The sequence below is a fragment of the Wolbachia endosymbiont (group A) of Bombylius major genome, assembly GCF_947251895.1.
GTDB classification, from domain to species: domain Bacteria; phylum Pseudomonadota; class Alphaproteobacteria; order Rickettsiales; family Anaplasmataceae; genus Wolbachia; species Wolbachia pipientis.
Genome location: NZ_OX366395.1, coordinates 475,020 through 501,512, shown reverse-complemented (window position 1 = coordinate 501,512; position 26,493 = coordinate 475,020). Strand labels below are relative to the sequence as shown.

Here is a 26,493-nt window from a genome sequence, read left to right as displayed (position 1 = left end):
TAATCTGACAGAGAAGAATTAACTGACAGAAGAATTGACGTAGTCAAAACTAATATCAGGCTGTTGTTTAATGCTACTAATATTTTTCTGAAAAGCAATATGTTTACTGTCAAAAAACGTTTGCATAGGTGTTTTGCCATAGCAGTATTTGCCTGAGTGAGGCCTTGTCTCATTGTAAGAACGCAACCAATGATCAACATCGATCTGTAGATCCTCCAAAGAATAGTAGATTTTCTTTCTAAAGATAATATTGTAACACTCATCTTGCATAGTTCTATGGAATCTTTCACATATGCCATTAGTTTGTGGAGAGTTGGCTTTGGTTCTAGAATGATCGATATTTTCGATTCCTAAATATAGCTGATAAGCGTGATTTTCGGGCTTGCCACAATACTCCGTACCCCTATCAGTTAGAATGCGTAATAATGGAATTCTCTGCTCATCAAAAAATGGGATAACTCTATCGTTAAGAAGATCTGCAGCTGTAATAGCTGTTCTGTCCGTGTAAAGTTTAACCATTGCAACTCTGGAATAAGTATCAACAAAAGTTTGCTGATAAATGCGCCCTATGCCTTTGATATTGCCCACATAATAGGTATCTTGAGAACCCAAATAACCTGGATGTTGCGTCTCAATTTCACCATGAGCTTCCCTTTGTTCTTTCACTTTTTCTAAAGCTGCAAGTTGTTCTTCAGTTAAAATGATTCCGTCTTGAGCTACTTTTGCCTCCAGTGCTTTAAGTCTCTTTTTCAAAGTTTCAAGGTCATTTCTTAGCTATACAGATCTTACTCCTCCTTGGGAAATTATTATACCTCTTTTTCTCAGCTCATTTGCAGCTCTTTCTTGTCCATATGCAGGAAATTCTGTAGCTATGCCAATTATTGCTCTTTCTATATCTTCCGAAACTCTGTTTGCTAATAGCGGTTTTTTCTTACTTATTTCATGTAATGCTTCTTCTCCCCCATTTTCATATAACTCCTTGAATCGATAAAATGTATCTCTTGAGTATCCCATCACTTTGCACGCTTGAGACACATTTCCTAATTGTTTTGCTAGCTCTAGTAATCCTAGTTTTGGTTTTAGTATTTTTGTTTGTATTGTACTCATTTCTAACACTCCTTATTTTTATTATTCTTAACTTACTTTTTTAAAGTGTCATATCAAGTCCTGTTTAATACAACTTATCTCAGTAGAAGAAGTAAAGACAGAAGCATTTAATGTTGCAAGAGTAGTAAGAAACAATCTTTTAAACATGCCAGACAGAGTATCAGCATTACTGGCATCGATGAATGATAGAGAAAAGGTCCATGAGACACTGACTGAGGAAATCAGAACTGCGTTGGAAGGATTGGTGGAAAATACATTTTAATGACGACAAGATTATTAAGAAAGCAATTAATTAATCTAATAAGTTTAATCCATATACTGCTTGCAATACTCATTTTAAGTAAGGCATCAGCAGATGTAGATAGAGAATACCTTTTACGCTGAAAGACATAAAAGTGCAAAAGTTGAGGCAGATAGCGTTATAATGTGCAAAAGAACTATAGATGTTAATGGTAAAATAAAATTACTGATATTTACTGTATTTTAATAAATGTAACGTAATAAACGCAGCATAATAATCAATTTTGGATCAAATATAATGGACAGTCGAGAATTCGGGCTCATGCAGTTCACTGGAAGAATACCATTGAGAGCAAATAGTGGCAATCCACCTCCGCCTAGAACAGCAGAAAAGGATAGGGTAAATATTTTACGGTCTATTGAACCACCAAAGCCACCACGTATCAATGGTACCTCATATGAAGACACATTTGAAGAGGCATTGGATGGTGAAACGGAATTAAGTAGCGATGAGTCAATACAAACCATTTGTCTGAGTACAGAAGATCAAAGTAAAAAATCTTCAAAGAGGAGTTTAGAAAGTGATAGTGGAATAGATAATAGAAGTGCAGAGGTGAAAAGGTCAAATTCTCAAGTAACAGAAACGAGTGAGTTTTACGGTAGTCAAGAATGGGAGGATATACCATTAAATCATGATAGTCCAGTTATACTTTCAACTAGCTCAACAGAAAAAAGTGATGGAGAAGTAAATTCAGAAACTCCATTAATTAAAACAGAAAAAAAAACAAATAGAATTTTGCCGAGAGTAAAGTATGCAGTGCAGCAGAAAGGATTTATAATTTTCAGTGTCACTGCTCTTGCACTTAGCACATCTGCAGCTTTAGTATATTTACAGGATAAAGCGCAATTTATCGCATTTTTTGCAAACAACCCTTTCTATATAACTATACCAATTATTGCAATTGCTTCATTACTTACAATTAGTCCGATACTTTGTGCAGTGAAGCAATTTAAAAGTACTGAAGAATGTCAAATACAGGGAAAAAATGCGAATGAAACTTTGAATAAAGTGTTGGAGTACCAGCGAAAGGATAAAGTGATAAAATCAGTAAGACTGGAATACAGCAACGGTACTCATTCAAATTTTACACTTAACGCTTGGAAAAGTGAAAAAAACTTCATTAACATTGATGAAAAAATAATTAGTAGAAGGAATAAAGTAGAAGCAGTAATCAAAGATAGGCCAATATTTACAGCGCTATTGACAGCAGCAGTAGCTACAAATATAGCACTTCCATTAGGACTACTTGCAATAGGTGGAGTTAATAACGTAAAAACATTTTATCAAAATCCTTTAAGTAATAATATAGGATTATCGTTACTAATAGGCTCGAGTATGGTTGGATTACTAATTATATGCCTTGGAGTACATTACTACAGAAAAACAAATTGTACTAACCTTGTATATTCTGAAGAAAGGATTGAGCCTGAAAAGGTTAATGAGAAATTGATTGAGGAAATAAAGGAAGAAAGGACAAAAGTGCTTACACAAAATCACGGCAAGGAAGCTAAGTGTAGCAGTTTAACGCTAGAGCAAGTAGTGGTTGAATCTCACAATTGTAAGGATGCTGTGTATAGTATTGGTTAACAGAGCCAACAAAGAGGTTTCTGTACTGTAACAGCTATAAAAGAAGTCTACTGTAACATCGTTTAATCAAAGTTCACTTTTATACTTGTTATTGGGAAACTTCGATACATGGGCAAAAAGTGCTATTACCGATGAGATTTAGTATTAGCCGTAAAAAATAGAAAATGACAGCAGATGATATATAGTAGTAGTTTCTATGCAGGATTAAAGCCAGATCCACCGCTAAAAGTATCGGAGTGGGCAGATAAGAATCGTCAACTTTCAACAATGGCATCATCAGAGCCAGGAAGATGGAGAACGAAAAGAACGCCATACCTTGGGAATGTTCAAAAAAGTGTGTCAAACCGAAAAAAAAGTAATAAATTGATATAAAAAAATGGAGGTGTGACAATGAGTCAGAAAGTAGTAAACAGAACTAACGGATTGGTAGATTATAAAGAGTTGGAAACAAATATCCTGTCGTCTATACGAGAAGGAAGACCGTTGACAGGAAGGGAGGGAGCATTAACACCATTTATAAAAAAGCTGCTGGAGGCAAGTTTGGAAGGTGAAATAGAAAACCACTTATTAGCTGAAAGTGAAGAGAATAATCGAAGAAATGGGAGAAATGGAAAGACTTTACGGACAAGTGCCGGTTCATTTGAACTTTTGACGCCAAGGGATAGAGAAGGAAGTTTTGAGCCGCAAATAGTCAAAAAAAGGCAAACAAGCTTACATCCAGAGCTTGAAACGAAGATTTTGAGCACATTTGCCAGTGGTATGAGCTATAGAGATATAGCGTCACACGTTGAGGAAATTTATGATCACAAAATATCGGCGGCAGAGATATCAAGTATTACGGGAATGTTCAAAAAAGTGTGTCAAAGCGCATTTTTAGTTCAACTCAATTTTCAATCTATCTGGAAAGAAAATATCAAGTTGAGACATAGTTAAAGCCCAATTAGGCAGAGCCATAGTCCATTTTTGCTCTACCTTCTTTATAGCACAATATACCTGTTTATACAAGGCATTTGTGCTGGTAAATGAGCCCTTGGTTTTAGTGAATTTTCTGATCTGTCTGTGTAGCCCCTCAATTGGATTTGTGGTGTAAATTAGCCTTCTAACTGGGCTAGAATACTTGAAATAACCAGATAAATTTTCCCAATTGTTCTGCCACGATTTTATAACTAAAGGATACTTTTCTCCCCATTTTTCTTCCAGCTCAAGTAAGTAATTTTCAGCAATTTCTTTACTTGTAGCACGATATATTTTTTTCAAATCATTCATGAAAACTTTCACATCTTTGCTGGATACATATTTTAGTGAATTTCTTATCTGATGCACTATACATAGCTGTACTTCTGCTTTAGGAAACGCACTATTTATAGCTGCAGGAAAGCTTTTTAGCCCATCTACACATGCAATCAGAATATCTTCTACTCCTCTTTCTTTGAGGTCATTTAGCACTCCCAACCAAAAGTTAGCTCCTTCACTTTCAGCCAAATAAAAGCCCAGGACTTCTTTTCTGCCATTTTGGTCTATGCCCAATATATTGTACATACATTTACTTACGCAATGTCCATCCTCTTTGACCTTAAAGAACATCCCATCCATAAATACTATCGGGTATACTGATTGCAGTGGACGACTACGCCATTCATTGATTATAGGCAGTAATTTGTCGGTAATACTTGATATCTCTGCCGCCGATATTTTGTGATCATAAATTTCCTCAACGTGTGACGCTATATCTCTATAGCTCATACCACTGGCAAATGTGCTCAAAATCTTCGTTTCAAGCTCTGGATGTAAGCTTGTTTGCCTTTTTTTGACTATTTGCGGCTCAAAACTTCCTTCTCTATCCCTTGGCGTCAAAAGTTCAAATGAACCGGCACTTGTCCGTAAAGTCTTTCCATTTCTCCCATTTCTTCGATTATTCTCTTCACTTTCAGCTAATAAGTGGTTTTCTATTTCACCTTCCAAACTTGCCTCCAGCAGCTTTTTTATAAATGGTGTTAATGCTCCCTCCCTTCCTGTCAACGGTCTTCCTTCTCGTATAGACGACAGGATATTTGTTTCCAACTCTTTATAATCTACCAATCCGTTAGTTCTGTTTACTACTTTCTGACTCATTGTCACACCTCCATTTTTTTATATCAATTTATTACTTTTTTTTCGGTTTGACACACTTTTTTGAACATTCCCAGTATTACCGACAAATTACTGCCTATAATCAATGAATGGCGTAGTCGTCCACTGCAATCAGTATACCCGATAGTATTTATGGATGGGATGTTCTTTAAGGTCAAAGAGGATGGACATTGCGTAAGTAAATGTATGTACAATATATTGGGCATAGACCAAAATGGCAGAAAAGAAGTCCTGGGCTTTTATTTGGCTGAAAGTGAAGGAGCTAACTTTTGGTTGGGAGTGCTAAATGACCTCAAAGAAAGAGGAGTAGAAGATATTCTGATTGCATGTGTAGATGGGCTAAAAAGCTTTCCTGCAGCTATAAATAGTGCGTTTCCTAAAGCAGAAGTACAGCTATGTATAGTGCATCAGATAAGAAATTCACTAAAATATGTATCCAGCAAAGATGTGAAAGTTTTCATGAATGATTTGAAAAAAATATATCGTGCTACAAGTAAAGAAATTGCTGAAAATTACTTACTTGAGCTGGAAGAAAAATGGGGAGAAAAGTATCCTTTAGTTATAAAATCGTGGCAGAACAATTGGGAAAATTTATCTGGTTATTTCAAGTATTCTAGCCCAGTTAGAAGGCTAATTTACACCACAAATCCAATTGAGGGGCTGCACAGACAGATCAGAAAATTCACTAAAACCAAGGGCTCATTTACCAGCACAAATGCCTTGTATAAACAGGTATATTGTGCTATAAAGAAGGTAGAGCAAAAATGGACTATGGCTCTGCCTAATTGGGCTTTAACTATGTCTCAACTTGATATTTTCTTTCCAGATAGATTGAAAATTGAGTTGAACTAAAAATGCGCTTTGACACACTTTTTTGAACATTCCCCATTTGCTGTTTTTTTGCACCACCAACTTCTAATGTACCATCTCCATTGTGTAATATCTGTTGTATTGATTGGTTTAGTACAACATCCAGCCCCTTATTAAATTGCGCTATAAACTTGTCAAATTTCTTCGAACTTAACTTACCAGGACATCCTGCTTCTCTACCAGGGCATGCTTTCTCTACATATGAACTTAAAACCCCTGCAATCTCATTAAATTTACCACCTATAACTTTTCCAGTAATCTCTTTCTCCATTTCCATAAAATCAATATTTGACCGGTGCATTGATATTTTGCTACCCTTTGCAGCTTGCTCTACTACTTTCTCAAATCTCTCTGTAATATTTAACGCATAACCTCTTGCTTCTAACAAAGGTACCGGCTGCTCTACCGTAGAAATATATTTTTGTCCTGTAACTTTTCTCATCAATAAATCAAGTAACATTATTGTACTATTCACATCTATTTTTGCATCAACTTGTGAAATTGAACTTGTAGTCTTCGGCCTTTCCTCAGCTGAAGTAGCTTTAGAATTAAATAATCCACCTATAGAGCTTTTTATCCAGCCAAACAAATCATTTATACGTGAAGATAGCCTTGTACTACTACTTACTGCTATATTACCTTGATTACTTAATTCTCCGACTGCATGTGATAAATCCTGCTTATTATGATGGTGACGACGATGACGTGTTTGCTGTCTACTATGTTCGTGTCTATGCTTGTGACCCATAGGTTGATCAGATAACATCACTTCCGGACTTACTTTACTTCCTGTGTAATGGAAAACATCACTATAGACTTGATCCTTATATTCTTTTTTTACAACATTTATATCCCTTGCAGTACTTATTTTCTCCTGATGATCTTTTAGGTTTATTTCCTTATCAGCAAACTTGATAGATAGTGTTGCCATTTTAGGTGTTTCATAAAACTTACTCAGTACTATTGTGCATAGATCATTCTTAGCAACATTATAGTCAAAAGCATTAGTTATTACTAGATCATTACCATTTTCACGCACAAACTTATAGTTTCCTGCTCTTTTTGCTGTTATTAGTTCAGTGTTTGCCTCTATATCTTGACTGGTTACGATAATAATTTCTTTATCTCTTTCAAACACTAAAGGTAATGGTTTTAAACTCCACTCATTGTTATCAAAGTCTATTCCCATTGGAACATTATTCACAATTACATGAGTCTTGTTATACAAATTCACCCCATCTTTTAGCCTTACAGTAAAATACTCATACTTTTTCATTCCACTTGCCAATGATTCTTCTCTTTTCTTTAATTCAGTTATTTCTCCTTTTAATAATAAATCATTTGCTAATTTTATAATTTTTAATTCAAAACTTTCTTTATTCGATAACTTACCTTTTGCTTGTTGCACTAAATTTCTCAAGTCAATTGTATCTACTGAACTTTCTACATCAAGATCGTAAATCACTACTTCAGGAAGTCTATCAATTTTCTTATCTGTAGAATCAATCACATATATGTTTTCACCACCATTGCCAACCAGATGACTTTTATGTAGTGGATTGTTGTGTATTACCTCATAATTACCACTTCCTATCACCACCGTTTCATTATTTGCTAGTGATTGTATAAGGAATGACATCTTACTGAGTCGATTTGCTACAGGTAAGTAAGCCTTTATAATTTCATCAACAGCTTCATTAGTATTCTGCAGCATATATAGGTTACCTTTATTTCCTACTTTTATTTCACTACCGCTGCCTAATCTATAAGAAGGATTGAATGCACCAGAAATTGTTATATTAAATTCTTTATTCGACATTGGTGCAAAATTGAATGTAATTACATGTGAAGTCTTATTTAGTACATTGATATTTCTTACATTAATATTTTTTATCTCAACTGGTTCATATTCAAATGTAAAAGTATTATTTACATTCAAATCTTCAGAAGAATAAATAAAATCAACTTTAGCACTACCAAGCCCATATGGTACAGTATAATGAAAGTTTCCCTCTAATGCTCGATTATGTATAACAGTATTAGGCCTTATCACTATCTGCATTTCATAGCCACAATTTTCATCGTATATTTCTATTTGATCTTTAAACCTTTCACTACCATCTTGCCCATCTATAAACTTAATATTACTAGTATCACTATTGCATGTAATAAATACTTTATCTGCTTTATCTTTTCTACCTAAGAATCTATTTATTCTACTTATTCCAAGAGAATTATTCTGATCGTAATCTTCAACCCTACCTATATCTAATCTCACATTCATACTCTCTTCTTCTCGAGCAAATGATGTAAGATCCAAAGTATTAATTCCAGCTTCTCCAGATAAGTACCCTTTTATAGCACTTCCCTGTAAAATGAATATATCATCTTTATTACCACCGTAATATTTTTTGAATCCATCATTTACTACAAAGATATTAGGACTATTTGCAAATCCTTTCGCATGATCATCACCTTCTCCTAAATTAATAAGAGTATAATTTCCAGTTTTATTTCTATTTAAATCATTTACCCCCATTGCACTTTCACAAAAATAGGACCCATAACTTGGAGCAGGTTCATAATCTCCTTGTGGTAAACAAAATAACTCTCCACCATTTGGGTCATCTGGTCTTGCTCTGCTCCATTTTATATCAGGTATTTTGCTATCAAGTAGTACTTCATTATTCAAATCTACTTGAAACTTGGTTGCACATTCTTGATAATATTTTGTTACTGTTTGTGTGGCAAAGCACCACTTGCCGTCCAATCCACCACGCCTAATACATTCGATTGCATCATATGGTACTTGTAAGCAAGAATCTGTAACTTGTTTTCCAGTTGGAAAAATATACCTTTTAATATCACTATGCTGCTGTAAATACTCAAGTCCTTGATTAACCAGCTGATTCGGTTATTACCAGCTTATCAAAAAGTGATTCACTAAATTCCGTAAGTACTATTAGCAGCACAGCCGGATTGCTAAATTCTGAAGAGCATAAGCAAGCAAAACTAACTACTTCATTAACACAAAAAGTGTCCTCATTGTTTGGAGGTAAGAAAGTGCGAGAAGAAGCAAGAGAAGATACTAATGTTAAGTATCAAGCTTTGTCTGAATCAGGTACAATACCAACTGCAACAATAGGAGGAAGACCAGGAGTTGCATGACGTAATAGCACTGGCAACCTTACTAAGGCATTAACTCCAAAAGTACCAAATATAGGTGCCTCACTGACTAATTTAGATAATGTTGTGAATTCATCTTCACAAAGTTATCTCAGTGAAGCTGTTTTCAATGATTCTACTGTAAAACAAAATCTCGATGGTTTGTCTAGTGGAACTTTAACTCGCAGTGATTCTGTTAGTAGTTTAGCTTCTAGTAGTAGCTATTTAAGTGTTAGTAGTACGTTAAGTGGTAGGGATGACAGTATTGCTTCTAAAAGCAGTTCTTTCAGTTACCGCAGTGGTTCTGATAGTGGAAGAGGTGAATCTGCTCCTTCTACACCAGAGAAGATAATTATTTCTTCAGATGATTTGAATAAAGCTAGGTCACAATTGAGAAAAGTAAATTCTCAGAAAAAAATAGTAGAACAAAAACTACCTTCTACATACATGTCTGGCCAAGAGCCTATTCAGGTGAGACAATCTTTGCAAACATCGATATAAACAAAATAGCTCACCTTCTTCAAAAGGATGTTACTTATTGAGTAATATCCTTTTATTTCTTATATTCAAGTTATAATGCAAATCTTGTATTATATTTTAGATGAGTTACTAAAAATCTTGACTTTTTTTAATTAAGTCTGGTCAAATTTTAAAATGGTAGTTTGTTACATACCTCACATGGCTAAATTATTAAAATTCTCAACTTTGCTGAATCGATAAGCAATTTAAAAATGTCTAGTGGTTAAAATTACAAACTATTGATGTTCTTTATCCGTAATCGGGAACTCGCGTCTAAATCAAAATTGCAGATGTGCTATTTTGTTAGGTCTCTTTATTAAGTTAAAGAAAAGCTGTTGTGAATATTTCAACTTATAGCTCTTTTCACAATAATCCGAACAGAGCATAATATGCTACTGTCCTACCATAGCCATAAGCACATATCTTACCCTATTCGGACTATTACGAGAAATGCTATACTATAAAAACTCAAAAGTTGCAAAATAATAAAAATATTATGTTTAAATTTGATTTACTCATAATTATGTATTATGCATAATATGTTATCTATTTACTTCCATCCAACTCAAAACATCTTACGTGTATTTTTCTCTTTATCTAAAAGTTAACCGTTCTTAATTTTAGGAGAAGATATAAAATTTTTGACTCTTAATATGAGTTGTGTAATAATGAAAGTATGTGTTTCAAAACTATCTAATTTATGGACTCCAACCGGTGGAAAGAAATCTTTAATCAAGTAGATGCTCCAAGTAACTCCAGCAGGAAAAATTTAATTAGTATAATAAAGGAAGAGTTACATAAACAAAATAACAGCGTATTCAAAGGTTGGGCTAATAATGCATATAGACTAGATCACAAATTCAACATAACATTTACCAGATCAAATTATCAAATTAACCTAACGACTACGTTGCTACATATAGCTGCTTATCATGGTTACTTGGATATAGTTAAGTATTTTATAAGTCAAAAACGCTTGAATAGTAAGTTGAAGGATGATTGTGGTAATACTCCTTTACATATGGCTACTATCAATGGCTGCTTAGATATAGTTAAATATTTTGTAGATGAAAAAAAGGTTGCTCCCGATGTAAAGAACGATAATGGCGATACTCCTTTACATACTGCCGCTAGTTATGGTAATTTACAAGTGGTCAAATATCTTATAGATGAAAAAAAGGTTGCTCTCGATGTAAAGAACGATAATGGCGATACTCCTTTACATACTGCCGCTAGTTATGGTAATTTACAAGTGGTCAAATATCTTATAGATGAAAAAAAGGTTGCTCCCGATGTAAAGAACGATAATGGCGATACTCCTTTACATACTGCCGCTAGTTATGGTAATTTACAAGTGGTCAAATATCTTATAGATGAAAAAAAGGTTGTTCTTGATGTAAAAAATAATGGTGTCGATGATCTTGACAATATTGCTATGCGAAGAGGTTACAAAGAAATATCTGAATGTCTTGCAAGTTTAAAGAAGGTTGCTTCTTATGTAAAAAATAATGATGTCGATAACTCTCTATGCATTACTGGTAAAAATGTCTCCTCAGAAACAACTGAGCCCCGTGTAGATAAAGACATTTTTCCTTGTGTAAAGAACAATTATGAAGATACTTCTGCAACCGAAAAAAATGTTTTGCAAGAAAACGAAAAAAAGGATTCAATACAGGAGTCCATTAATAATAATTATAAGGGGGGTAAGATGATTGATACTGAAGTTACTCAATCTGAAAAGGAATTTCATAAGACAGAAGAGGAGTTCCAAGAGAAAGAGAGAGAGCTAGGTAATACAAAGCAAGAGCTGGAAAAGTCTAAAAGAGAAAATAAAAATCTGGAAGATGAAATCCAAGGGTTGAGAACACAAAATACAATACTGGAGGATCAAAACAAAGAGCTAGATAAAGTTAAAAGTCAAATTAAACAGCTAGAGAGTCAAATCGAAGATCTAAAAACACAACATGACAACAAAAATAAAGAGCTGGATGACACAAGTCAAAAGGTTGTACAGTTAGAACAGGAGCTGAATAGTGCAAAGCAAGAACTAAATAAAAAAACTGACATACTCAATAGTACACAGGATCAGCTTAAAGAACTTAAAAGTGCAAGTAAAGAACTAGCAACAATACAGGAAGAGTTTAAAGACGTAGAAGCTCAATTGCGTAAAGAAAATGAAAAAGTTTTACTGTTAGAGCAGGAGTTGAGTAATGTGCAGCAAAACTTGATTGAGAAAACTAATGAACTTAAGAGTGCACAATCTCAGTTTGCAGAAAAGGAAAAAGAGGTTAGCAGGATGACAGATCAAGTAAATCAACTTACTGACAAAAATAGTCAACTAGAGGAAAGGCTAAATAGTGCACAGCAACGATTTGCAGAGAAGAATAAAGAGCTGAGTAGTGTAAAACAAAAAGTTTCAAATTTGGAACATGGACTAAATGATACGCAGAAAAGACTAACTGAAGAAACTAGTCGAGTGGCTCAACTTACTGAAGAAAAAAGTCAACTGGAAGGTAAGCTCATCGGTATACAGCAAAGCTTGGACAAGAAAGCTGAGAAACTTGGTAGCACGGAAACTGAGCTTGAAAAGCTACAGAAAGAATTATCGGTAAAAACTAAAGAACTTAAGAGTATAGAAGTTCAATTCGCAGAACAGAAGGAAGTAATTAACAAATTAAATGATCAGATAACTGGACTTGCTGACACAAGAGATAACCTTGAAAACATCCTTAAAAATACTAAACAGGATCTTGAAGAGACAAAAACTCAGCTTGAAGAAAAGAATAGAGAGCTGGATGATACAAAGAGAAATGTTTTACAATTAACAGATGAGTTAAGACAAGAACAATCGAGTCAACAAGGGAAAATAGATGATCTTACTAGAGAAAAAGATGAACTTTTATCAAAAAATAATCTGCTTATCAAAGAAAAAGATCTTGATATAAACAACGAAAACAAAAGACCTTCAACAATGAGTGCTCAGAGTAGAAAGCAAGTGACCTATGCTTCCGTTTCTTTTGTGTTATCCGTAGCATTTGCTGTTGGTGCAAGTTTAACAATACCTTACTTAGCAATATGTATTACGCTTGCTATAGTTGCATTTATTTTTCTTGCAACAGGATGTTACTGTTCATATAAAGCAAATACAGCACTTAGTAATATTGAAGTTGATCAAGTCTTAAAAGATCCTGAATGTGTAGTTCCTCAAAATAGTGTTTAGAGTCTTAAATTTGTACCCGTTCAGCTTTTAGCAAGTTCAAAGGTGTGACCCATAAGCTTAAGTTAAGAGGAGGGGGTGTAGAAGAAAAGAAAATATACATTCTCCATGTAATATTGTAGAGTATCTTAGTGAAAGAATTATTCTTAAGTTAGCTTGACTTTATACTAAATATTCTACATAATATATTAATCTAGACTAGGAGGTACAGTATGGTTTCTAATCAATCTATTGAGAAAAACTCAGAACTTGAATTAAGCTCTGAGCATCATGCTTCGAAAACAACTGATTTACTACCACAGGACAGTCAAGATGATTACTATAATTTCATCAAGCTAGACTTAACTTATTTAAATACCTTGATAGACGATAGAAAATACTTAGAGTCTCTAGTATACGAATGGCTCATTGATACACCCAACTTAGAGTTAATATCTAGTCAAAAAAAGTTAAACAAAGAGTTACTAGATAGTATTATAAAAGATTTAATTCAGTACGACTATGATCACTTTTCAAATCTTAAGCAGTATTTGGTAGACAACAAGAATAGTGAAGACCTAAAGACTGTTTTGAACCTTAAAAGAAGCAGGTTAGGAACAACACTACTACATGTCTTTGTAGGACAAGAGAATATGCATGATCTTCTGGAAGCAGGAGCTGACCCAAACATAAAGGATAACAAAGGTAAAACACCTTTGCATGATACTGCCCTGTATAATTGTCGATATGAAGATGTCGATTGTCTATTGGGTCTACACGCTAATCCTAATATACAGGATAGAGAAGGTAAAACACCACTGCACTACTATGCTGCTTATTGTACTAGTAAAAGTAGGGAAATCATGGATTTACTTGTAAAAAATGGGGCTGATCTGAGTATAAAGGATAATGATGGCAAAACTCCCCTGCAAATCGCAAGTGATAACAACAATATTATAGAGTGTCTATTAACCATACGCGTCAAGTTAAGAAAATAAAGGTATGAAGAAGATAGGATAAGAAGGTATAAGTTCTCTCGGATATATTTTAGTGAGAGAACTAATGATGAATAAAATAACTTGCTTATCAAATTACCTAAACAAATTTTTCAATGAAAGAGCAAATGAAGTATCAATTGAAACAGGATTTATAAAAAGGAAGAGAAAATTGAGTGGTTCATCATTCATAAAAGCTATAATTTTGGGTAATATAGGAGTTGCAAACTGCAGCATAGATACAATGTGCCAATTATTAAACGAAGCATCTGTAATAATAACAAAACAGGGTCTAGATTTGAGGTTTACTGAAGAGGCAGTGGAATTTATGAAAAGGATGTATAATGAATCTATGGCTTTATTAAAAAATACCCTGCAAATTGATTGTAGAATCTTGCAGCAATTTAAAAGCGTTAAGTTATTGGATAGTAGCTATATTAGCCTGCCTAACAGTATGGAGAATATGTATAAAGGATATGGTACCAGCTACAGCGGCTATGAAAGTAATACCAAGTCCGGGATAAAGTTGCAATTAGTTTTCGACTACTTAAATCAGACATTTGATCAATTAAATATAACGGAGGGAATAAGGTCAGATCAAGGGTATAGGGAACATTTGAGTAATATATCAAGTAACGATTTGCTAATATCTGATCTTGGTTATTTTGTGCCAAGTTCTTTTAAACAGATTAACGAAATAGGAGCTTATTTTATTAGTCGTTATAAATCTGATACCAATATATATGATATAGAAACAAATCAAAAAATGGAGTTACTGGAATGTTTAGAGGGTAAGCTATTTTTAGAAACTGAGGTATTATTGGGAAAAGAAGCAAAGATTAGAGTAAGAATTATATGTCAAAAGCTAACTGAAGAACAGTCTATAGCCAGGAGAAGGAAGGCTAATAGATTAGCAAAATCACATGGATATACATCTTCCAAAAGGAATCAAAAGTTATTGAATTGGTCAATATTTATAACTAATGTTCCAAAAAGTAAAATTAGTGCTGAACAAGTATTAACAATTTACCGAGTAAGATGGCAAATTGAATTATTATTTAAATTATATAAGAGCCATATAGGACTTGATAAACTAAAAGGAAAACCATATAACCCTAGTTATGGATTAGCCAACAAAGAAAGGAGTAGAAATAGAGGGCTTTTTGGATTTCATGGAGTAGGAAATGAGGGTAGAAAAAATATGGACCAAAAAATTTATTGGTGATCTATGGCGAGTGTGCTCGATTTCAAATTTATTCTTGAGGTAATCAAAAACTGTTTCGATAATCGATCTCTTCCGTAGCAAGATCTTTTCTTTCAGCGAAATTAGTACGTTTTTCATCCCTTTTTTCACTTTAGTAACAAGTTTCAAGCCTCTATTAAGCATCTCCTGGAAAAGCTCTTTTTTGATATAACCCTTGTCACCAAACAATAGCCCAACTAGTCTTTTTGTCAAATTTGGCACAGGTTTCCGATCGTCAACATTGCCTTTGTTGAGAGTAAGTGATTGAATTTCTCCTACTTCATTAATCACCAGATGCAATTTAAAGCCAAAAAACCATCCATAAGTAGTCTTTCCTAGCTTTGCTAATCCCTTAAAAACCTTATTTCTTGAAATCCTTTTGGGATGGCAAACTGCTATTGAAGTGGCATCTATGTATGAAATTCCGGTCATTTTTGCTTGCTCGCAGAACCATTGTAAAAGTAATGCCAAGTACCACAGAACTCTAGGTTTTAACGCAATAAATCTATGATAAGAAGGTAGCTTTGGAAACTCGGATTTGTAGAGTGATTGAAGATAATAAAGGTAAAAAGCCTTAAAATTTTCACATCGAGACTGGTGGTAGAGAAGAATTATTGTAATGATCTCTGAATGCTTAATTTTTCCTACTCTGGTAAGTTTTTTACTCCTTGGCAGAAGTTTATCTGCAAAATTTTCATCGACTCCATTGCAAAAATCATCGACTATACAAAAGATTTCTGTTACTTTTTCTTTCATGGGTACCTCCTATTTAAAATCAATATTAAATATCTTGGAGTTTACCCTTTTTTCCTATCCTCAGCTCCCTTTTTATCTGTTTTTAATCCATAACTAGGGTTTTTAGTATTTTTGTTTGTATTGTACTCATTTCTAACACTCCTTATTTTTATTATTCTTAACTTACTTTTTTAAAGTGTCAGATCAAGTCCTATTTAATACAAGTTTGACTACGTCAATTCTTCTGTCAGTTAATTCTTCTCTGTCAGATTAAATCTTGTCTTTTACAGTTAGGAATGTTTTTTACAAAAAAAGACAGTATCAATAAAAAGGATTTTATTCTATTTGAAATATAAAATTATCATGTATTTTTCTGTTATTCCCAAGTGAATTATTATTAACTTAGCAGTATATATTATTAAAAACACAAGCAATACAATCATTTTTAGCAACCAAAACCAGCAAGCGTGAGAAGATTTTTTTTTGGAATGAGTTGGTCATGATGTTTGTAAAACTTAATTTGTACACTTTACTTACCCCCAGTAATTCTGATATAGTTACTTTAGTTAAAGTCTATAAAAGTTTATAAATGGCAACCTTAAGTGTAAGAGAAGCTTTATGCACAGCAATTAGAGAAGAAATGCAAAACGACTCTGATGTGCTTATCATGGGTGAAGAAGTTGCAGAGTATGATGGTGCTTATAAAGTAACGAAAGGATTACTGAAAGAGTTTGGAGAAAACAGAGTAGTTGATACGCCTATTACCGAACATGGATTTGCTGGCCTTGCTGTTGGAGCGGCATTTGCTGGATTAAAGCCAATAGTCGAGTTTATGACTTTTAATTTTTCTATGCAAGCTATTGACCAAATTGTGAATTCCGCAGCAAAAACAAATTATATGTCAGGCGGACAACTTGGATGCCCTATAGTATTTCGTGGACCAAATGGCGCTGCAGCAAGAGTTGCTGCACAACATTCTCAATGCTTTGCAGCTTGGTATTCGCATATACCGGGGTTAAAAGTAATAGCACCCTATTTTGCCTCCGATTGCAGAGGTCTGCTTAAAGCTGCAATTCGTGACCCTAATCCGGTAATATTTCTAGAAAACGAAATAGCTTATGGACATGAGCATGAAGTTTCTGACTCTGAGCTATCAAACAAAGATTATCTACTTGAGATAGGCAAAGCTGCTGTTATACGGGAAGGAAAGGATGTAACTATCACTGCTTTTTCATTAAAATTAATGGATGCCTTAAATGCAGCAGATTTACTTTCGAGTGAAGGTATAGAAGCTGAAGTTATTGACCTCAGAACCTTAAGACCACTTGACACTCAAACTGTTATTAACTCTATTCAGAAGACTAATAGGTTAGTTAGTGTAGAAGAAGGATGGCCATTTGCAGGAATAGGAGCAGAGCTGTCAGCCGTTGTTATGGAACAAGGATTTGACTACCTTGATGCTCCAGTTGTACGCGTAACTGGCAAGGACATCCCCTTACCTTACGCTGCAAATCTAGAAAAAAAAGCATTACCGCAAGTGGAAGATATAGTTGAAGCCGTGCATCAGGTCTGTTTTAGAAAAAAATAGTTCTTTTTTGTGTCTCCTGTTCCGCATTGGTCCATCAAAGAAGTATTTCCAGTGCCGCCTATACCACCCATTACTTTTATGACGATAGTTTTAGCACCGAAAAATATAGCACAAAATATACCGAGTGCAAAAAGAGCTGGCCATGGCATTCTACCAAATATCGCAAGCAAAGCTGCACCTATTATCACTACGGTCATAAGCGGTCCGCCTATTCCCCAAATGTAGCCAATAATGTTACATATTACTTGAGCAGTTGTATCAGTATTAGTGTCAGCGGCAGCACTCCCAACATGAGAAAAAGAAATAAATAATACTATAAAAAGAATATTAAAAACTTTCCTAGGGTTCATCTCTATACCTTAAATTTAGATATTGCAATTATACCTAAAATACTATAATTTTTAGTAAAACTAGCATAAAGATTGAATAACAAACAGTGCCACAAAAGTAGTTGACACACAACTGCACGAACATTGTAATATGGCACGATATCACATAGTAAACGATGTCATCCCAGTGCCCAGACTACTTGGATCCAGGAAACTTAACTCTACACCAAGTAAATGTACAATAAGAACTAGATTCCAGACTGGAATGACACCCTACTTAACCGTCATACCGCGATTCATTCGCGGTATCTCTTAGCATAGATCCCGCTAACACGTAGCGGGATGACAGCAATCCTACGTCATACCGTCACGGTATCTCATCCGCTAACACATAGCGGAATGACGAAGTTATCGTCATTCCACCGCGAACCGTCATACCGCCGCGGCGCTAACAAGAGATCCCGCTGCGGGATGACGAGGTCAGGGTGTCATGAAAGTAGCTGACACTGGTTTCCATCCAAGACAGCAGTAGCCCCTTCGGTGTCATTCCAGTGCCCAGACACTGGTTTCTATCCAAAAGGGTGTCATCCCAGTGCCCAGACACTGGGATCCAGGAATTTTATTAAGTTGGTAAGCATAAAAGTGTTATGTAAAATACAACGTTCTTGATGGGATTGCGTGAAATGCTGGATCCCAGTGTCAAGCACTGGGATGACAAAAAAAGGAGCACTGGCATGACACCTCTCTTGGACTCTTTTAGCCACAAACATTAAGAAATTTACTAAATGAAAAAAAAGGCAAAAGAAGCCCCGTGGTGCGAGTTTTGACTCTATATTACTGTAAGTGGCGCTGTAATAATGTGCTGACGCTTAGTTTAAGCGCGATTTGGCTGAATGTAGAAAAAATAAAAAAGACATGCAGCCGCTATAATTTTATGTAATCCGCCAATAAATACTCTGAGTTTTTTACTGAATTTTTGTTGTTGAACCTGCGCAGATCAAAAACAAGTTTTGAGTCATAAATACCCTTAATACTACAATAAGGGGGCTGGCGGAGTTTGTCAAGTAAGTTTTTTCGTTTCTAACGGTTGTTGCCAAAAACTATACAAGAAGTCTTTTAAGATCAATCACTTATCTTCAAAGCTTGAATAAAAGCATTCTGTGGAATATTTACGTTTCCTATAGAATGCAACCTTTTTTTACCCTTCTTTTGCTTTTCAAGTAGTTTCATTCTTCGCGTTACATCTCCACCATAGAGTTTAGCTGTTACATCTTTTCTATATGGATTAATTGTTTCTCTGGCAATAATTTTCCCGCCCACTGCTGCTTGAATCGCGATTTTATATTGCTGACGTGGTATTAGATCCTTCAAGCGTGCACATATTTCACGCCCCCTTTTTTCTGCTCTGCTTTTGTGAACAATACAGGCTAATGCATCTACGGGCTCTCCATTAATTAAAAAGCTTAATTTATCTATTTGGCTTACCAGATAGCTGGAAATTTCCCAATCCAAACTTGCATACCCCTTGGAAATTGATTTTAGCCTATCGTAAAAATCAAAAACAACTTCAGACAGTGGTAACTTATATCTTAACAATGCTGTTATTGCGTTACCAATGTAAGATAAATCTTCCTGTTCTCCCCTCCTTTCTTCACATAGAGATAGAATCTCTCCCAAGTATTGATCAGGAACCATTATGGTTGCAGTAATCCATGGCTCTTCCACAATTTCAATTTTCGTTGGATCTGGCATATCACTTGGGTTATGAATATTCAAAACTTCACCACTTCGTGTTGTAACCCTATATATAACACTCGGTGCAGTTGCTGTTAAGTCTAAATCAAATTCTCTCTCGAGCCTTTCTTGAATAACTTCAAGATGCAACATTCCCAAAAAACCACAACGAAATCCATAGCCTAGTGCATTTGAAGTTTCAGCCTCGAAGGTAAAACTTGCATCATTTAAATGTAACTTTTCTAGAGCTTCTCTTAGATATTTAAAATCATCCGTTTTATGAGGAAAAATGCTACAAAATACCACAGGATGCACTTCTTTAAATCCAGGAAGTGCTTTACTACAAGGTCTCTTTTCCTCAGTGATAGTGTCCCCTACCTTGCAGTCTGCTACTTCCTTCATTGAAGCAGTTATAAAACCAACTTCACCCGCTGAAAGCTCACTCGTCATAACTTTTTTAGGGGTGAAAATACCAATATTGTCCACTTGATATGTAGCATTATTAGACATCATAACAATTCTCATGCCTTTTTTTAGCACTCCATTTTTAACTCGCACTAAAATTACTACTCCTAAGTAAGTATCATACCAACTATCAACTAAAATTGCTTGCAATGGAGCATTTACATCACCTTGAGGAGCTGGAAGTTTTGCCACTATTGCTTCCAGTACATCTTTTATTCCAAGTCCAGTTTTTGCTGATATTAAAACTGACTCACTTGCGTCAATACCGATTATTTCCTCAACCTGGAGTTTTACCCCTTCTGGATCTGCAGCAGGAAGATCAACTTTATTGAGCACAACTATTATTTCATGGTTGTTGTCAATAGCTTTATATACATTTGCAAGGGTTTGTGCTTCAACGCCCTGGCTACTATCTACCACTAAAAGTGAACCTTCACATGCGGCTAAGCTTCGACTTACCTCGTAAGAAAAGTCAACGTGACCTGGGGTGTCCATGAGATTTAGGCAATATTGATTACCGTCGTTTGCCGTATAATTAAGTTTTACCGTCTGTGCTTTAATTGTAATGCCACGTTCACGCTCTATATCCATTGAATCGAGTATTTGATTGGTCATTTCTCTTGCTTCAAGGCCGTTACATTCCTCTATTAAACGGTCAGCAAGCGTTGACTTACCGTGGTCTATATGCGCTATTATTGCAAAATTTCTTATGTTGTTCATTTATGGCTATTTTATTTAAGTAGAACCATTTTACATTTTAAGTGTTATGAGGGCAATCCTTTATTAAGAGACTATTTACTCCTTCAACATAGACGACACTTTTTTCGAGCAGGAAATCACTTTATTAATTATATAATTCTCATGATTATTATCTATTTTAGGCAACTCATACAGATAATTTACCATCATTCCAGCCGACTGACTAATACCCTTTTCAGAAGTATCCGCCATCCAGTTTAATTGTTTTATTGATGCGCCATTGCTTAAATGAAAATGCGCCACCGGGTCATAAGTATTTCCATTACTATTATTCACTTTTAGTAAATAATATGCACATAGTTTAAGCATGTATTGTTTAGTTTCATTTGTACATTCAACATTAGTTTTTAATTGCTCTGCACTTTCTAAAATTTCTGCACTAGATTGTTTTATATTTAGTTTGCCCAATAAAGTGACATCTTGGTTTAGATTGTTTTTTAGCCATTTCGTAAAGCCAGGTATTGGAGAAAGAGTTGCGTATGTTTTTATACTTTTAAACTCTTGTGATAGCTTTTCTACAACCCTTTTGATCAAAAAATTACCAAGGCTGATTCCAGATAACCCTGCTTGAGTATTTGATATTGAATAGAATATAGCAGTGCTCGCACTACTTGGATCATTTGAAGGTACCGACTCATCTAAAAGGTGTTGAATGCTATCTGCAATCTTATCCACCAATGCAACCTCTACAAAAATTAGAGGTTCGTTTGGTATCTTGTAATGAAAAAAAGCAAAACAGAGACGATCAGAGTCTAGTCTGTTTTTTAGGTCGCCCCAAGAGGAAATTTTATGCACAGCTTCATATTTTATAAGTTTTTCTAATAATGATGCAGGTGAATCCCAAGTGATTTGACGAAGATCAAGTAGATCAACATCAACCCAAGTATAGAGTATATTTTTTAATTCGTTCTCTAGTGGATTCAAGCTTCTATGTTGGTTCTTTAGCTTAAGCACATCAGAACGCATATCAACAATAAACTTGAGGCCTTCTGGTAAAGAAATAAATTGCTTTAATATTTTAGAACGTGGTGATTCAAGAATTTTTATTAAATCCTGCTCAAATTTATAGTTTAACTCGAGATCTTGATTTTTCTTATATTCTTTAATTTTCTCATCTATTTCCGCTTTGTTCGGATTAAATTTTTCTGCCAGGGTTTGTAGAAATTTTATTTTACCTTTCTCTGATAAGCTCAAGTACAGGTTACCAAGAGATACAGCGTTCTTACGTGCTGAAACCTCTCCTCCCTTTGGATTTAAGCACTCGTTCATCTTCAAGACTAAACTATCGATATCGCGACTGTTGCTTAAATCAGGACTGATGTTACCAATCCACGATCTTACAGCATCTGCCACTCCACCTAGTATTTTAAAAAAGCTTCTTACCGCTTTTTTGTCTTCAACTTTCACTATATCAGTTTTTACCAATGATTCTTTTGTCATAGATTCCCTTTATTATACATGGCTAATGCAAGTCAGGGTCATACCGCCGCGTTATCCCGCTAACAAGCAGCGGGATAACGAATTTGTCGTTTATCAAATCGTCGGTAAACCCAAGTTATTTTAGCTACATATAGCTTAAGTTAAAGGAAAATTCTAGCTACATAGCAGGCACTATTACTGAATTATTAATAATTCAGTAATACAATAGACTTCTTGCACTACCTCCCAAGCCACAACTGTCATTCAGTAGAAACGAAAAAACTTACTTGACAAACTCTGCCAGCCCCCTTATTGTAGTATTAAGGGTATTTATGACTCAAAACTTGTTTTTGACCTGCAGGCTCAATGACAAAATTCAGTAAAAAACTCAGGGTATTTATTGGCGGATTACATAAAATTATAGCGGCTGCATGTCTTTTTTATTTTTTCTACATTCAGCCAAATCGCGCTTAAACTAAGCGTCAGCACATTATTACAGCACCACTTACAGTAATATAGAGTCAAAACTCGCACCACGGGGCTTCTTTTGCCTTTTTTTTCATTTGGTAAATTTCTTAATGTTTGTGGCTAAAAGAGTCCAAGAGAGGTGTCATGCCAGTGCTCCTTTTTTTGTCATCCCAGTGCTTGACACTGGGATCCAGCATTTCACGCAATCCCATCAAGAACGTTGTATTTTACATAACACTTTTATGCTTACCAACTTAATAAAATTCCTGGATCCCAGTGTCTGGGCACTGGAATGACACCGAAGGGGCTTGTAAAAGACAAGATTTAATCTGACAGAGAAGAATTAACTGACAGAAGAATTGACGTAGTCAAAACTAATATCAGGCTGTTGTTTAATGCTACTAATATTTTTCTGAAAAGCAATATGTTTACTGTCAAAAAACGTTTGCATAGGTGTTTTGCCATAGCAGTATTTGCCTGAGTGAGGCCTTGTCTCATTGTAAGAACGCAACCAATGATCAACATCGATCTGTAGATCCTCCAAAGAATAGTAGATTTTCTTTCTAAAGATAATATTGTAACACTCATCTTGCATAGTTCTATGGAATCTTTCACATATGCCATTAGTTTGTGGAGAGTTGGCTTTGGTTCTAGAATGATCGATATTTTCGATTCCTAAATATAGCTGATAAGCGTGATTTTCGGGCTTGCCACAATACTCCGTACCCCTATCAGTTAGAATGCGTAATAATGGAATTCTCTGCTCATCAAAAAATGGGATAACTCTATCGTTAAGAAGATCTGCAGCTGTAATAGCTGTTCTGTCCGTGTAAAGTTTAACCATTGCAACTCTGGAATAAGTATCAACAAAAGTTTGCTGATAAATGCGCCCTATGCCTTTGATATTGCCCACATAATAGGTATCTTGAGAACCCAAATAACCTGGATGTTGCGTCTCAATTTCACCATGAGCTTCCCTTTGTTCTTTCACTTTTTCTAAAGCTGCAAGTTGTTCTTCAGTTAAAATGATTCCGTCTTGAGCTACTTTTGCCTCCAGTGCTTTAAGTCTCTTTTTCAAAGTTTCAAGGTCATTTCTTAGCTATACAGATCTTACTCCTCCTTGGGAAATTATTATACCTCTTTTTCTCAGCTCATTTGCAGCTCTTTCTTGTCCATATGCAGGAAATTCTGTAGCTATGCCAATTATTGCTCTTTCTATATCTTCCGAAACTCTGTTTGCTAATAGCGGTTTTTTCTTACTTATTTCATGTAATGCTTCTTCTCCCCCATTTTCATATAACTCCTTGAATCGATAAAATGTATCTCTTGAGTATCCCATCACTTTGCACGCTTGAGACACATTTCCTAATTGTTTTGCTAGCTCTAGTAATCCTAGTTTTGGTTTTAGTATTTTTGTTTGTATTGTACTCATTTCTAACACTCCTTATTTTTATTATTCTTAACTTACTTTTTTAAAGTGTCATATCAAGTCCTGTTTAATACATGTCGCAACTTTCAACAATTTAATAGCACTGGTGTTTACAACCTCTCCGCCGACACGCTTAGTGACAAAAAACCTCACATAAGGTTTATTCGTATAAGGGTCTCTTAATATTCTCATTCCTCTGTTATCTACAATTTTATAAGCTTGTTTGAAATCTGCCATTGCAATTACTGGTAGCTGAGTGTTTGATGCGGGTGGCATATCGGCAGACTGGTATACTGGCACCCCCATTAAAGTATCTGGAGCTTCAAGCGACAAACTTGGTTGCCAAAGATATTGACCTGTTTGAGCTTTTAGTAGCCTAATGTCCTTCAACGTACTCCTGTTCATCAAAAATGATGCATTCTTGGAATAATATTCATCCAGAGAGTAACACAACATCATTATTGAATCACTATCTAATTTTTCAGTTTTAACTTGCTCTATTTTATTATAACTGTTTCCATTTTCATAAGATAAAATTCCTTTTGGTTGAAAAGTGCCCTCACCCTTAATGAAGGCTTCGCTTTCTTCCTTACTAAAAGTCTCGGCAATCTTTTCCACCAGCCAACTCTCAACATCGACAAACGCATCATCGAGTAACTTTTGTGATATTTGTGGTTGAGCATATAACTCGTAAGTTGTGACGGAAATCTTTTGGATTTTGGGCGTGTCCGTATCTTTTGCAAAATCATACTTAGACTTATTGCCACCGTCCTCATCATCTACTGTTTCACTGCTCCAACCTGCACCGGCGCAGTCAAAATCTTCTATAATGTAATCCAATGTTTCAGTAGAGATTCTTTGACTGGAGCATATTTGTCGCATTGGGGACGAATCAGTTACGCGCTTGTTTATGCGTTTTACAATATGCGGAGTAACTAGATACCCCCCGATATCACTGTCATCTCCACTGAGGGTTTTGTGTGATAAACCGCTTTCCATTCCCTTGCGGATATAATCAGAAAAATATTTATCGCTTGTGCTAAAATCTGTATTTACTTCTGGACGTTGAGCTGCAGTTTCGATCAAGTCTAAACGCTCTTTGCAACTATCAATGGCATTATTTACCTTGCATAGCTGCTCAATTGTTGCAGAATCAGCACGCCCTTTGCTTTCAATTTCTTTTAGTTTGCGATCATTTATTAATTTAAATTGCTCCCATGATGAAGCGAGTTCATTGATACGGTGAGCGATATCGGTAAGTGACATAATAGCCTCCTTTGAAAATGAAATAAAAATGGAAATAAGGTAATAGGAATGGCATCCATAGATGTTTCCCACAGTTGTACGAATATTGCAATATGGTACATAGTAAACGATGTCATTCCAGTGCTCCCTTTCTTGTCATCCCAGTGCTTGACACTGGGATCCAGCTTCTATGCAACTTAATTAAAAACGTTTGTTTTAGCGTAAGACAACTACCTTTAGCTCATCAGCTCAGTTATAAGCAAAATTTCTGGATTCCAGACTGGAATGACATCATCTGTTGTGCAATTTACCTTTAAAAATGAATGTTCGTACAGTTATGTGCTTGGCACTGAAATGGCATCATTTTTTATCTGTTGAAAATGTAAACCAGAAAATAGCGTGGCACTTTGTGCCACACTTAGTACTGTAAGCTTAATCCAGTAATTAAATTAAGCGAGGTAAAATGAAAGATAATAGCACTATATAACGTTTGTTTTTTTGTGTCAAGCACTTTTTTTTATCTACTTCAATTAGATAAGGGATTTCAGTATTAATTCTGCACTACTTGCAGTTTTTGTAATGGGCCTGCCAATGACGATATAATCAGCTCCTGAATTTATTGCTTCTCTTGGTGTTGCTGTTCTTTTTTGGTCGTCATGACCTGGATCTATACGAATTCCTGGAGTAATAATTTTCAAGTCTTCACCGCATTCTCGGCGCACTTCTTGAGCTTCCAATGCAGAACAGACTATTCCATGGAGTCCAATCTTTTTTGCAAGCTTTGCAAGCAAAATTACCTGTGATTTTACCTCTCTTGCTACTCCAAGCTCGTTTAAATCCTCATTGTTCATACTAGTTAGCACTGTCACTCCAATCAGCTTTATTTTTGTGCCTTGCACTACACTTAGCGCTTCTTCAAGCATTTTTGTTCCACCGCTGATGTGCAGAGTTAACATTTCAATGTTCAGAACTTTTATTACTTCAACTGTTTTAGCCACAGTGTTTGGAATGTCATGCAATTTCAGATCTAAAAAAATTGGTACATTGGATTTTGCAACTTCTTGCACTCCAGAGAGACCATGAGCAGCAAAAAATTCTAACCCCAGCTTTACCATGCCAACTTTACCACACAGAGCATTAGCTAGAGAAATAGCCTCATTTAAGTCTTGTGTATCCAGTGCACATATTATTGGGTTCATTATCTTGCAT

At 35.2% G+C, this 26,493-nt stretch carries 14 protein-coding genes and 6 pseudogenes; 10 read left to right on the top strand and 10 right to left on the bottom strand.

Annotation, left to right across the window (positions count from 1 at the left end; translation table 11 throughout):
- Window positions 1-18 precede the first annotated feature (18 nt).
- A pseudogene (locus OPR49_RS02265) lies at window positions 19-1,107 on the bottom strand (IS481 family transposase).
- Window positions 1,108-1,180: 73 nt separating this feature from the next.
- Between OPR49_RS02265 and OPR49_RS02260 the strand changes: the two are divergent.
- The 3 genes and pseudogenes from OPR49_RS02260 to OPR49_RS02250 all read left to right on the top strand — a co-directional run.
- A pseudogene (locus tag OPR49_RS02260) lies at window positions 1,181-1,369 on the top strand (hypothetical protein); the annotation flags it as partial.
- 324 nt (window positions 1,370-1,693) lie between these two features.
- Window positions 1,694-2,995 (top strand): hypothetical protein, encoded by a 1,302-nt coding sequence (locus OPR49_RS02255; protein ID WP_265027336.1) that lies wholly within the window; start codon window positions 1,694-1,696, stop codon window positions 2,993-2,995.
- Window positions 2,996-3,385: 390 nt separating this feature from the next.
- Window positions 3,386-3,835 (top strand): annotated as a pseudogene (locus OPR49_RS02250) (transposase); the annotation flags it as partial.
- A 33-nt stretch (window positions 3,836-3,868) separates the two neighbouring features.
- Here the strand turns inward: OPR49_RS02250 and OPR49_RS02245 are convergent.
- The gene (locus tag OPR49_RS02245) at window positions 3,869-5,107 is read right to left on the bottom strand and encodes an IS256 family transposase (protein WP_265026724.1); all 1,239 of its coding nucleotides are present in this window, start codon (window positions 5,105-5,107) and stop codon (window positions 3,869-3,871) included.
- A gap of 66 nt (window positions 5,108-5,173) precedes the next feature.
- On the opposite strand from OPR49_RS02245, the pseudogene OPR49_RS02240 reads away from it, so the two are divergent.
- Window positions 5,174-5,977, top strand: a pseudogene (locus OPR49_RS02240) (IS256 family transposase); the annotation flags it as partial.
- Here OPR49_RS02240 and OPR49_RS02235 read toward each other — a convergent pair.
- Window positions 5,922-8,687 (bottom strand): latrotoxin-related protein, encoded by a 2,766-nt coding sequence (locus OPR49_RS02235; RefSeq protein ID WP_265027335.1) that lies wholly within the window; start codon window positions 8,685-8,687, stop codon window positions 5,922-5,924. The pseudogene OPR49_RS02240 and the gene OPR49_RS02235 overlap by 56 nt on opposite strands.
- A gap of 287 nt (window positions 8,688-8,974) precedes the next feature.
- On the opposite strand from OPR49_RS02235, the gene OPR49_RS02230 reads away from it, so the two are divergent.
- The 5 genes and pseudogenes from OPR49_RS02230 to OPR49_RS02210 form a co-directional block, all read left to right on the top strand.
- The gene (locus tag OPR49_RS02230; RefSeq protein WP_265027334.1) at window positions 8,975-9,163 is read left to right on the top strand and encodes a hypothetical protein; all 189 of its coding nucleotides are present in this window, start codon (window positions 8,975-8,977) and stop codon (window positions 9,161-9,163) included.
- Between the two features lie 84 nt (window positions 9,164-9,247).
- Window positions 9,248-9,661, top strand: coding sequence for a hypothetical protein (locus OPR49_RS02225; RefSeq protein ID WP_265027333.1), 414 nt, complete (start codon window positions 9,248-9,250; stop codon window positions 9,659-9,661).
- A 718-nt stretch (window positions 9,662-10,379) separates the two neighbouring features.
- Window positions 10,380-12,899: an ankyrin repeat domain-containing protein gene (locus tag OPR49_RS02220; protein ID WP_265027332.1), complete on the top strand. Its 2,520-nt coding sequence runs from the start codon at window positions 10,380-10,382 to the stop codon at window positions 12,897-12,899.
- A 209-nt stretch (window positions 12,900-13,108) separates the two neighbouring features.
- Complete coding sequence (locus OPR49_RS02215; protein WP_265027331.1) at window positions 13,109-13,873, top strand: ankyrin repeat domain-containing protein; 765 nt, start codon at window positions 13,109-13,111, stop codon at window positions 13,871-13,873.
- 67 nt (window positions 13,874-13,940) lie between these two features.
- Window positions 13,941-14,981: pseudogene (locus tag OPR49_RS02210) on the top strand (IS4 family transposase); the annotation flags it as partial.
- 15 nt (window positions 14,982-14,996) lie between these two features.
- Here the strand turns inward: OPR49_RS02210 and OPR49_RS02205 are convergent.
- Complete coding sequence (locus OPR49_RS02205; protein ID WP_265027330.1) at window positions 14,997-15,869, bottom strand: IS982 family transposase; 873 nt, start codon at window positions 15,867-15,869, stop codon at window positions 14,997-14,999.
- Window positions 15,870-16,437: 568 nt separating this feature from the next.
- Here OPR49_RS02205 and OPR49_RS02200 point away from each other — a divergent pair.
- Complete coding sequence (locus OPR49_RS02200) at window positions 16,438-17,436, top strand: pyruvate dehydrogenase complex E1 component subunit beta (RefSeq protein WP_012673123.1); 999 nt, start codon at window positions 16,438-16,440, stop codon at window positions 17,434-17,436.
- On the opposite strand, the gene OPR49_RS02195 is transcribed toward OPR49_RS02200, so the two are convergent.
- From OPR49_RS02195 to pyrF, 6 genes and pseudogenes are all read right to left on the bottom strand, one after another.
- A complete protein-coding gene (locus OPR49_RS02195) occupies window positions 17,412-17,786 on the bottom strand; it encodes a TrbC/VirB2 family protein (protein WP_265027329.1) in 375 nt (124 codons plus the stop codon). The two genes, OPR49_RS02200 and OPR49_RS02195, sit on opposite strands and share 25 nt — an antisense overlap.
- A gap of 1,101 nt (window positions 17,787-18,887) precedes the next feature.
- The gene (gene lepA, locus OPR49_RS02190) at window positions 18,888-20,684 is read right to left on the bottom strand and encodes a translation elongation factor 4 (protein WP_265027328.1); all 1,797 of its coding nucleotides are present in this window, start codon (window positions 20,682-20,684) and stop codon (window positions 18,888-18,890) included.
- A gap of 75 nt (window positions 20,685-20,759) precedes the next feature.
- Window positions 20,760-22,163, bottom strand: coding sequence for a malonyl-CoA decarboxylase (locus OPR49_RS02185; protein WP_265027327.1), 1,404 nt, complete (start codon window positions 22,161-22,163; stop codon window positions 20,760-20,762).
- Window positions 22,164-22,953: 790 nt separating this feature from the next.
- Window positions 22,954-24,042, bottom strand: a pseudogene (locus OPR49_RS02180) (IS481 family transposase).
- A 48-nt stretch (window positions 24,043-24,090) separates the two neighbouring features.
- A complete protein-coding gene (locus OPR49_RS02175) occupies window positions 24,091-25,305 on the bottom strand; it encodes a phage major capsid protein (protein ID WP_265027326.1) in 1,215 nt (404 codons plus the stop codon).
- 509 nt (window positions 25,306-25,814) lie between these two features.
- Window positions 25,815-26,483, bottom strand: a complete 669-nt coding sequence (gene pyrF, locus OPR49_RS02170) for an orotidine-5'-phosphate decarboxylase (protein ID WP_265027325.1) — start codon at window positions 26,481-26,483, stop codon at window positions 25,815-25,817.
- Between the last annotated feature and the right edge of the window lie 10 nt (window positions 26,484-26,493).

What these genes read in the sequence shown, in the direction of transcription:
- OPR49_RS02220 (WP_265027332.1), top strand. Translation starts at nt 10,380, where the DNA reads ATGGACTCCAACCGGTGGAAAGAAATCTTTAATCAAGTAGATGCTCCA.
- OPR49_RS02205 (WP_265027330.1), bottom strand. Translation starts at nt 15,869, where the DNA reads ATGAAAGAAAAAGTAACAGAAATCTTTTGTATAGTCGATGATTTTTGC.
- OPR49_RS02245 (WP_265026724.1), bottom strand. Translation starts at nt 5,107, where the DNA reads ATGAGTCAGAAAGTAGTAAACAGAACTAACGGATTGGTAGATTATAAA.
- OPR49_RS02215 (WP_265027331.1), top strand. Translation starts at nt 13,109, where the DNA reads ATGGTTTCTAATCAATCTATTGAGAAAAACTCAGAACTTGAATTAAGC.
- pyrF (WP_265027325.1), bottom strand. Translation starts at nt 26,483, where the DNA reads ATGAACCCAATAATATGTGCACTGGATACACAAGACTTAAATGAGGCT.
- lepA (WP_265027328.1), bottom strand. Translation starts at nt 20,684, where the DNA reads ATGAACAACATAAGAAATTTTGCAATAATAGCGCATATAGACCACGGT.
- OPR49_RS02175 (WP_265027326.1), bottom strand. Translation starts at nt 25,305, where the DNA reads ATGTCACTTACCGATATCGCTCACCGTATCAATGAACTCGCTTCATCA.
- OPR49_RS02185 (WP_265027327.1), bottom strand. Translation starts at nt 22,163, where the DNA reads ATGACAAAAGAATCATTGGTAAAAACTGATATAGTGAAAGTTGAAGAC.
- OPR49_RS02200 (WP_012673123.1), top strand. Translation starts at nt 16,438, where the DNA reads ATGGCAACCTTAAGTGTAAGAGAAGCTTTATGCACAGCAATTAGAGAA.
- OPR49_RS02195 (WP_265027329.1), bottom strand. Translation starts at nt 17,786, where the DNA reads ATGAACCCTAGGAAAGTTTTTAATATTCTTTTTATAGTATTATTTATT.